The organism is Thermococcus sp. 101 C5 (assembly GCF_009372125.1).
Classification (GTDB): Archaea; Methanobacteriota_B; Thermococci; order Thermococcales; family Thermococcaceae; genus Thermococcus_A; species Thermococcus_A bergensis.
In genome coordinates, this window is sequence record NZ_WHIZ01000073.1 from 1 (window position 1) to 7,923 (window position 7,923).

Annotated in this window: 11 protein-coding genes and 1 pseudogene; 5 read left to right on the plus strand and 7 right to left on the minus strand. The window is 37.6% G+C overall.

What is annotated here, in order from left to right:
* A pseudogene (locus GBV73_RS09625) lies at nt 1–230 on the minus strand (IS982 family transposase); the annotation flags it as partial.
* A 59-nt stretch (nt 231–289) separates the two neighbouring features.
* Between GBV73_RS09625 and GBV73_RS11570 the strand changes: the two are divergent.
* The 3 genes from GBV73_RS11570 (at nt 290) to GBV73_RS09640 (ending at nt 2,557) form a co-directional block, all read left to right on the plus strand.
* Nucleotides 290–487, plus strand: a complete 198-nt coding sequence (locus tag GBV73_RS11570) for a C2H2-type zinc finger protein (RefSeq protein ID WP_042702710.1) — start codon at nt 290–292, stop codon at nt 485–487.
* Between the two features lie 73 nt (nt 488–560).
* Complete coding sequence (locus tag GBV73_RS09635) at nt 561–1,568, plus strand: hypothetical protein (RefSeq protein ID WP_042702706.1); 1,008 nt, start codon at nt 561–563, stop codon at nt 1,566–1,568.
* A 176-nt stretch (nt 1,569–1,744) separates the two neighbouring features.
* Complete coding sequence (locus GBV73_RS09640) at nt 1,745–2,557, plus strand: hypothetical protein (RefSeq protein ID WP_042702702.1); 813 nt, start codon at nt 1,745–1,747, stop codon at nt 2,555–2,557.
* A 36-nt stretch (nt 2,558–2,593) separates the two neighbouring features.
* Here GBV73_RS09640 and GBV73_RS09645 read toward each other — a convergent pair whose 3' ends face one another.
* The 6 genes from GBV73_RS09645 to GBV73_RS09670 all read right to left on the minus strand — a co-directional run bounded on the left by GBV73_RS09645 (nt 2,594) and on the right by GBV73_RS09670 (nt 6,182).
* Nucleotides 2,594–3,379 carry a hypothetical protein gene (locus GBV73_RS09645; protein ID WP_042702699.1) on the minus strand — a complete coding sequence of 262 codons (786 nt, stop codon included), beginning with the start codon at nt 3,377–3,379 and terminating at the stop codon, nt 2,594–2,596.
* A 22-nt stretch (nt 3,380–3,401) separates the two neighbouring features.
* A complete protein-coding gene (locus GBV73_RS09650; RefSeq protein ID WP_152881017.1) occupies nt 3,402–3,614 on the minus strand; it encodes a hypothetical protein in 213 nt (70 codons plus the stop codon).
* A 203-nt stretch (nt 3,615–3,817) separates the two neighbouring features.
* On the minus strand, nt 3,818–4,588 hold the full coding sequence (locus GBV73_RS09655) for a minichromosome maintenance protein MCM (protein ID WP_042702693.1): 771 nt from the start codon (nt 4,586–4,588) through the stop codon (nt 3,818–3,820).
* 128 nt (nt 4,589–4,716) lie between these two features.
* Nucleotides 4,717–5,406: a hypothetical protein gene (locus GBV73_RS09660; protein WP_042702691.1), complete on the minus strand. Its 690-nt coding sequence runs from the start codon at nt 5,404–5,406 to the stop codon at nt 4,717–4,719.
* 69 nt (nt 5,407–5,475) lie between these two features.
* Nucleotides 5,476–5,781 (minus strand): hypothetical protein, encoded by a 306-nt coding sequence (locus GBV73_RS09665; RefSeq protein WP_042702688.1) that lies wholly within the window; start codon nt 5,779–5,781, stop codon nt 5,476–5,478.
* A gap of 32 nt (nt 5,782–5,813) precedes the next feature.
* Nucleotides 5,814–6,182, minus strand: a complete 369-nt coding sequence (locus GBV73_RS09670) for a hypothetical protein (RefSeq protein ID WP_042702685.1) — start codon at nt 6,180–6,182, stop codon at nt 5,814–5,816.
* A gap of 462 nt (nt 6,183–6,644) precedes the next feature.
* Here GBV73_RS09670 and GBV73_RS09675 point away from each other — a divergent pair, with 462 nt between their 5' ends.
* Entirely contained in the window at nt 6,645–7,466 is an 822-nt protein-coding gene (locus GBV73_RS09675) for a helix-turn-helix domain-containing protein (protein ID WP_371717086.1), read from the plus strand.
* A 227-nt stretch (nt 7,467–7,693) separates the two neighbouring features.
* A partial coding sequence (locus tag GBV73_RS09680; RefSeq protein WP_152881022.1) for a hypothetical protein occupies nt 7,694–7,923 on the plus strand: 230 nt, incomplete at its 3' end.

A 7,923-nucleotide genomic window follows, 5' to 3' on the forward strand; every position in this document is an offset into this window, starting at 1 on the left:
GTTAGTTTGTTGTACCTGATTTTGGGGAACAGCTTCATTTCTTCGATTAGGACTCTGTAAGCGTGCTTGTAAACTCCGTTAAAGTGCAAGTGTGCTAGTATTGCGAAGGTTATTAGGTCGTAGAGGCTGATTATTTCCCTGTGAGTGTTTTTCGGGTAGTGTTTGCTGATTATCGGGTAGATTTCGGATTTTATGATCAGGATTTTCCTCTGAAAGCTCAATACAACCACCAATCAATCAAAAGACTTAAGTGCTTATAACTCTAACGATCTAATGGGAACTAGGGTTTATGCCTGAGTGTCCTTATTGTGGTAAGTGGTTTAAGACCAATAAGGGGCTTCAGCAGCATATCTCTAAAAGCCATTCTATAAAAACACCTTTTGGAGGAAGAATGATAGATCCCACAACAATTGATCCGATTGGAAAGATGGAAAGAAGAGCTGAAAGAGCCAAGAAACGGAAAAAGAAGGGCTTCTCTTTGTGGTGAAAGTTTATGGTATTTAGTAGAAACAACGAAAATGGAGCGGTTTTGATTTAGTTTTAACTTTTGGTGATGTGAGATGGGACTCAAAGATTTTCTTAAAAAAGCTGGTGAGGTCACAAAGAAAACCATGGACAGAGCAGCAAAAGAAGCAAAATACAGAACGAAGGCTTTGGAAATAAAGATGGAAATAGCTGAGGCCGAAAGAGCATTTCAAAGAGAAATGAAAAGGAAGGCATTTGAGGCTAAGAAAGAAATTTTGTCTCAACTTAAGATGAAGCAACTTGAAGCAATTTGCGTTGCAAAGGGGATCCCTACTTATCGTACGGCTGTTGTGAACGGAGAAAAGAAGAGATACAAAATCCGAAATAAGGAAGAGCTTGTTGATATCATGGCTTCTCACATGACTCTCGAAGAAGTTTCTGAAGTTGCTAAGAGGTACAAGATAAAGTCTAGACACATCATTTATCAGTTTAATAAGTGGCTTGAAGAGGCAAATGAGGCTCTTATGGCTTTGAAAAAGCAGAAACAAAAAGAACTTGATGAGTATAAGGCTATGATCTTTGGAGCAGAGAGCGATAACATTAAAACGATAAATCTGGAAGAAGAAACTGAAGAGTCCCTTAAAGCTGAAGAGGAAGAAGAAGCCCTATCTCATGAGGTCGATATTATTGACATTCTCTATGACTTTGAACCTGAAGTAGTTAGGGATGAGGAAGACTTAGAAAAGCAGCTTTATCAATATCTCAGGGCGAGACTTGGAAGCCAAGTTCAAAGACAAGTTTCTGTAGGAGACCAGAAAGTGGACATAGTTATTGGAGACAGGATTGGAATTGAGCTCAAAATAGCTGAAAGTAGGAGCAAGCTCCAGCGATTAGTCGGACAAGTTTTAGATTACGTTGACTACTTCGACGAAGTCATTGCAGTAATCTTGGACGTTGGAGCTACTGTTGACTTGGAGAGTTACGTTAAGAAACTGAGAGCACTTGGGGCGGAAGTCGTAGTGCTGGAAGGGGACATTAGGAGAAAGGGTAGGTCCAGGGAAATCGTAATCAAAGATGCCAAAAGAAAGATCATAATAAGATAAGTTATCTTGTGTTTTGGCTTTCACGTAGGTTCGCAAAAGACTCAGAAGAGTACAGAAGGTGGTAACTCATGCCGGTTGTCGATCTCTCAATAGTAAGTCCTAGGGTTCTTTATGTATTTAAACAGAGTGCGAACAGATCAAATAGAAAAGGAATTACGTTGAGGTGATGTGATACCATGAAAGAAAATGAGTTTAGAGCCCTTATGATATTCTTGTTAAATTACGGGAATATTGTAGTCGAGCTATCTAGACTTCTCAATACAAGATTCATAACAAAAGAAGACTTTGAAAAGCCTATAGGAAGAGCTCTAAAGGACATATTTTATTATCATAATTCTGGAGTGTATTCGTTTAGAGATTATGAGCTTGCGAGATTAACAATGCTCGTGAAACATTTGCAGCATATTGAACGTTATGATCCTACGCTATTGCAAAAGTTTAGAGAGAAAATAAACACGAGTGACAGTGATTACTATGGATTCAGGTTTGAAGTTGCTGTAGCAAGCTCTTTGATTAGAAAAGGCCTACAATTCACTACTCCTGATCCTCCGGACTTCAAAGTAGTATATAATCAGGAGGAAATATTTATTGAATGCACAAGCAGACACATTTCTCCAGACAAGGATCTAAACATCATACAGGAAATAAAAAGAGCTGTTAACAGAAAATCAAAAAGAAGATACGATGTTCCAAGATGTGCTTTGTTTATAGACATAACAAATTTGTACTATCTCGCTCATTTGAAAAATCAAACTGATCAGTTAAAGTTAATTAGAAAATCAATTAAGGAGCTTTTGGAAAAAGAGAGCAACTTTGGAAGTGTTCTCTTGTTTGTATACCTTGTGAACAAGGCTAAGAGTAGATTTGAGCTTAACTACATTAGGATAGACAACAAAAAGATAGATCGGGTGCTGAAGGACTTTTTGGATAAGTTTTATCCTACAGGAAAATACGAAGTCTTTGATTTTGTAATTCCTGAGCGTGGATAAGTTATAAAAGGTTTTTTTACAAGAATTACTACCTGTTTATTTTCTATTTCTTATTTGTTTTTTCTCAAAATACCTGTTAAAATCAAAATAATTTTTCGCATGTAAACACACATTCTCAGCCCAATTACACCATTCTCTAAATTTAGGATGAAAAAATAACCCTCCACGCATTTTATACTTAACAGTAACTATAACCTCTATTTCAATCCATTTTTCTAATTTTTTAAATTCCTCCCTTTCTACAATCTTTTCTGCGCAGATAATTTTATCCTCTCCCAAAACTACAGCTTGGGGAGTATATCCCATTAGTTGTAAGAGTAGAGTAGCCGCCGAACCAATTCCAACGACCATTGCGGTGATTGAAAGAAAATTTAGTGGAGTGAACCATTTACCTTTAATTATAATTTCGCTCTCTGCAGGGTGGCTTTCTTTTTGTCTTTTTCTAATTATCTTCACATTACGTGGTAAAAGAGCATTAAAAAAGCTCTTAGACTCCCGACCACTTTTAATAGCCTTTACAAAGATGTTATCTTTGAACGTTTCATCCAGGGTAAAAAAGGAAAGGGGTTCCGGAGAAGGAATTGGATACGAGAGTATGTGGAAATCTCCAGGGCTTATTTCTGTAGATGAGATTTTAGGTAAATAATTTATAAAAATCCATTCGATGAGGTCTCGGAGGACTGGATCGTCTAATTTGGGAATAAGTTTGTTTTTACTTTGAAGTTCTTGTTTGAATATTTCCCATACCACAGCAGCGCTAAATGCTGGATCATAGTCTGTCAGGCCAAACCTACCCGAATTCTTGTCTACTAAAAGTCTCATGGGGAAAGTCTCGATAATTACTTCATCCTAAATAATATTTAGTAAGATACAATGCTGGTACGAATATCAACAACATTGAGAGGATAATTCTAAGCGAGATAGATTGGGCAACAGACTCAATAATAGCACTTGAAAGAATATTTATCCCAATAGCCATGAAAACAGCACTTATCATTATCTGTAAAATTATGTGGCGCCTTTCGATTAGATCGGGATGTGAGCTTTTTTCTCCCATCGTGTTCCTCCTAGAGGTATTTATATTTTAAAAAAACCATGATAATCATGGCGCAAAGGTCTATATTATTATTTTCCTTGTAGTACAAGTATATAGCAAGTTTTAGAGAGCTTTTTCACTAGCCGTTAATCTAATTCTCCCTTCTTTGTCCAACCTCGCATGAAATTTCGCTAGTGGTTCCACTATTCGTTCTTGATTCTCTGTCACTTTTGTCCCTCCGGTTGGGTTTGTCTTTCTATGTGGTTGACTTCTAAGAGTTTTTCAAAGACAGGTGTAGATCTCTTCTCTTTTGGTACTAAACGTAGGATTCCAGTTGCTGTTATATGATCTTTGGTTGATACTGTGTCTACTAGGTCATCTAGTAGGATTGCTTTTATTTTTCTTCGTTTGTCTGAGAGGTCTTGTATCCAAATTTCTTGAAACTCTGAAAATTGGCTTTTGTCAGTGTCAAGTTCAAGATTTCTATTTCCACAGCACTCACATTTCTCGGGTTTTATCATCCTGTGGTATGGCTTTTGAAGCCTGATCATTTCATGGCCACAATCTTTGCATACAAAGATAGTTCTTGGAGAGAATACTCCCGGTTCTCTTACTTTTGCAATGATTCCTTCAACTTGGATGAATTTGTTTTTATGTTCGACCTCTACTTCTCTGATAGAATGTGTTTCAGGCAATCCATAAAATCGGGCATGGATCCTCGGAGGGTTTTTCATAAAGAAGTACTTCTGGAGAATGATTAGAATAGCGTCTTCTGTCGCTAAGATGAGTTCTTCCGGGTAGTCCATGAGCTCGGTAGCAAGTTTCGGGTCAAAGGCACTTAGATGCGCCCAATTTATCTCTATTGATGTCTTTTTGGAGGTTGTTACTGCTTCTATTAGGTTGTCCCGGTATATTTTGTTCCCGTTTTCATCGGAATACTCCATGAGAAATCTTGCAATTCTGTTTATTCTATTTTCTTGAATATCTAGGTTCATGCGGTGGTCTCCCCCTGGTGTTGTCATGCAATGTCCGACGTTCTTATGGGTTTTGGTTTTTAGAGTATATAGGTTTTGCGAAATTTTCTCGCAGAAGGGAATAAAAGCAAGGTAGTTTTGAATGTCGCTTAGGGATTTTGGGTTGGGGAATACAATTCAGAAGTCACAATCTTCAGTAACTTTCTAAACTCAGCTACTCGCTTCCTTAATTCTTTGAGGTCATCAAGATCATCGTTTGTATAAGTTGTTGGAAGTATGATGCTCCAGGAAGGTGGGATGCCCCTTTCTACAACTCTATCTACAATATGCTTTAATATCCCTCTTGATATCCCTCTTGGATGAGCCCAATTTTCAGACAGTTTGCCCCATAATTTAACAAAATCTGATCCCAACTCTTCCATTAGTTTGCTTGTGCTTGTGTATCTCTTCTCGAGAGCCTCCAAGCTTGTACCAAAAAATTCTTGATCTTGGCCCATTTTTTCTGCAAGATAACACTTTGCCATTGTCTCGTGCATTAGTCTAAGCTCCATAAAGCATGCAGGAAGATTTCCAATAAGCAAATCCACGTAAATTCCATAACTTATTGGCATGAGCACGTGCACTGCAAAGAAAGCCATTGGGTGTTTAATTGCCTCTTCTCCAGTTTTGAATTTCTCAATAATTATACGTAGGATATCTATAGCATCATTCCCTAAGCCAATCACTTCTTCGTAAACATCTTTTGCATTTTTATTCAAGAATTTTTCATTTTCTTCCACTTCCTTGCAAATAAACCTTATAAGTTCCTCAGATCCACTAGACACATTTCTTTCGGTCATTGACTCACCTCTCTTTTTCGATAGGAATGAGAGGAAGTCTACTTTTGGGAATTAGGGTTTAATACTTTTTTAATACTTTAACATTATCTCAATTATATTGATCAAGTCTTTTATGCATTCTTCCCATGTTTTTTCTCCTTGTATCCATTTAAGGAAGCTCAGAGAATTCGCTCTAACAGCTTTCATAAACATTTGCCACGAAAATCCACGTGGTTTTAGAATGTCACGCCACCCATGAGCTGTCCAAAGGTAACTAGCAATCCAAGTCCCCTGTCTAATAGTAGCGATAGTTGCTCTGTAATTAGTTTCAAGGTTCTTCTTAAGGTAATCCCTTTCAGAGGTTGGTTCTCTAGGTATTGGAAGGGGAAGCCTCATGCAAATCCCTCCTCCCTTTTGGGACACCCCATTCAATGCCTGCGTTTTCTTTTGGTTGTGTTCTTTTTCTTGATTCCTGTAGAAGTCTTTCTATTCTTTTTGTTTGCCCAATTTCCTAGGGGAATCATTCTGAACTTATTCCCCTTGTCTTTGTGGACATAAGCCGCAAATCCCCCTCTTTTCCTAGCAACTTCCTTTAACCTTCCTTTTTCTTCTTTCGTGATCCAAGCACTTCCGCTTTTTACTTGCACATAAGTTTTCACACCAGACGGAGAACGAGCATATATATCATACGGTCCCCTACTACCTTTGCTCCTCTGTAAGTTGTAAAAGCCATGACTCCTGAGCCAGTCCATAACTTTCTTCTCAGCTATCCGGCCTTTTCGGTACAGATTCACCATATTATCCACCACAATTCAAGATTACACCCTTTCCCTAAATATTCCTTTCCAAAAATAGTATGGAAAATTCGTCAAGTATTTATTGGCCTCTTGGAATATTATGCAACATTTAGTTGATATTATTGTCAAAATTGACTTCTAAGAGTTGTAGTATAAGTGAGACGTGTTTTCAGTTTAATGACGTCTTCACAACAATTGATTTTAGTTGTCTTTGCGAAAATTTTGGTGTGAAAAAGTTCACGACAAACGAAACTTTAATATCTTTTCGAGGAATAATCTTTGAAAAAATTTTGATATGTATTATGAGGTGAGTAAGATGACTCGTCTAATTGAAGAATTTTTTGGAAAAAAAGCCCCTATAACCAGGCAGGACTTGGAGGAATTCCTTAGAACTTCCGAAGAGTCGGTGCGGCTTGAGTTTAAAGAAGTTAAACTTCCCCAAAAAGAGAGTATAAAAAACAGATTCTCAAGTCTATCGTTGGATTCCTTAATAGTGCCGAAGGCGAGGGTTTGTTAATTGTTGGAGTAAGTGATAGGAAGGAAATCGCGGGAATACCTAAAGATCATTTGAATAAGGAGAAAATTAGGAATTGGATTAGAGATGGTATAAGTTCAGTTCCACGGGCAGTAACTCCTCCGGAATATGATATTATAGAAGTAGATGTTGGAGAGGGTAAATATGTTTATTTAATTGAAGCCTGCAGAAGAGATGATGTCGTATATTTTTCTAGGGAGTCTGGATGTGCCTATGTCAGGATAGGGGACTCAACAAACAGGCTAGACTTAAACGAGAGCCTAGAATTAGTTGCAAAAAAGTCCCTAGCAAAACCATATGTTGTCTTTAAATGCAAAATTACAAGGGATCCAAGCTCTCCAACCATTAACCTTGCTTTTGAGCCAATTTTTAGAAACATCGGTTCAAAACCTGCCTTTTATGTAACGGCTATTATTGATATAACTGGAAAAGGAATATTAGACTCTCAGGCAGAGGAAAATATTATGAAATTAAAGGATCATGAATTCCAGGTTAGTGCAGGATTTATTCCGCTTTCAATTCCAGTGTATCCAATAGATGAGGTTAAGAAGGACGCTCGTATAATCCTTACAGTGGATCCAGTTATGTCAAGGAAGATTAAAATTGAAGTCAAATGTTACGAAATGGAGGTTATGTCTCAGGCTTATTATGAAATAGAGCTGACACCTGACATGGAGGGCAAAATAATTAAAATTGAACCAACAAAAAAAAGAATTCAGACCTTATACGACACTTGGTCACTAAAGTAATTAAGGTATGGTGGTGATACGAATGGACAAGATGGTTTGGATAACTTTTTTCCACACTCTTCTTTCTGGTGCTATTGTAGCTTTAATTGGGGTGTGGATTCAAGAGTGGTATTCTCAAAAACGGGTTCGTAGACGTCTGATAAGGATGTTAAAGATTGAATTGGATCGCAATATAAGACGGATAGATACGAACCTTCGATATCTTTATCACTTACCCGAAGAGGGGCGTGTTTATAGTAACCTTTATTAGGGTTTTTGCTGAATTCTTTCAGGTGGTTGTCGTGATCCCCAGATGGGATCACAGACTCAAAGACCCTGAAAGCGTGGCATTCGCAATTCTTGACGTTTTAGCAGACTTCGAATCAGAAGGAAAGCTGAAGAACCTGCCAAAATCCAAAAAATTTCCAGTAAAAACAATACTGGCAATACTCCTCTTTAAACAATACTACAACCTACC

Excerpts from the sequence above, each read along its gene's own strand:
- GBV73_RS09645 (WP_042702699.1), bottom strand. The coding sequence starts at position 3,379 with ATGAGACTTTTAGTAGACAAGAATTCGGGTAGGTTTGGCCTGACAGAC.
- GBV73_RS11570 (WP_042702710.1), top strand. The coding sequence starts at position 290 with ATGCCTGAGTGTCCTTATTGTGGTAAGTGGTTTAAGACCAATAAGGGG.
- GBV73_RS09650 (WP_152881017.1), bottom strand. The coding sequence starts at position 3,614 with ATGGGAGAAAAAAGCTCACATCCCGATCTAATCGAAAGGCGCCACATA.
- GBV73_RS09660 (WP_042702691.1), bottom strand. The coding sequence starts at position 5,406 with ATGACCGAAAGAAATGTGTCTAGTGGATCTGAGGAACTTATAAGGTTT.
- GBV73_RS09635 (WP_042702706.1), top strand. The coding sequence starts at position 561 with ATGGGACTCAAAGATTTTCTTAAAAAAGCTGGTGAGGTCACAAAGAAA.
- GBV73_RS09665 (WP_042702688.1), bottom strand. The coding sequence starts at position 5,781 with ATGAGGCTTCCCCTTCCAATACCTAGAGAACCAACCTCTGAAAGGGAT.
- GBV73_RS09655 (WP_042702693.1), bottom strand. The coding sequence starts at position 4,588 with ATGAACCTAGATATTCAAGAAAATAGAATAAACAGAATTGCAAGATTT.
- GBV73_RS09670 (WP_042702685.1), bottom strand. The coding sequence starts at position 6,182 with ATGGTGAATCTGTACCGAAAAGGCCGGATAGCTGAGAAGAAAGTTATG.
- GBV73_RS09640 (WP_042702702.1), top strand. The coding sequence starts at position 1,745 with ATGAAAGAAAATGAGTTTAGAGCCCTTATGATATTCTTGTTAAATTAC.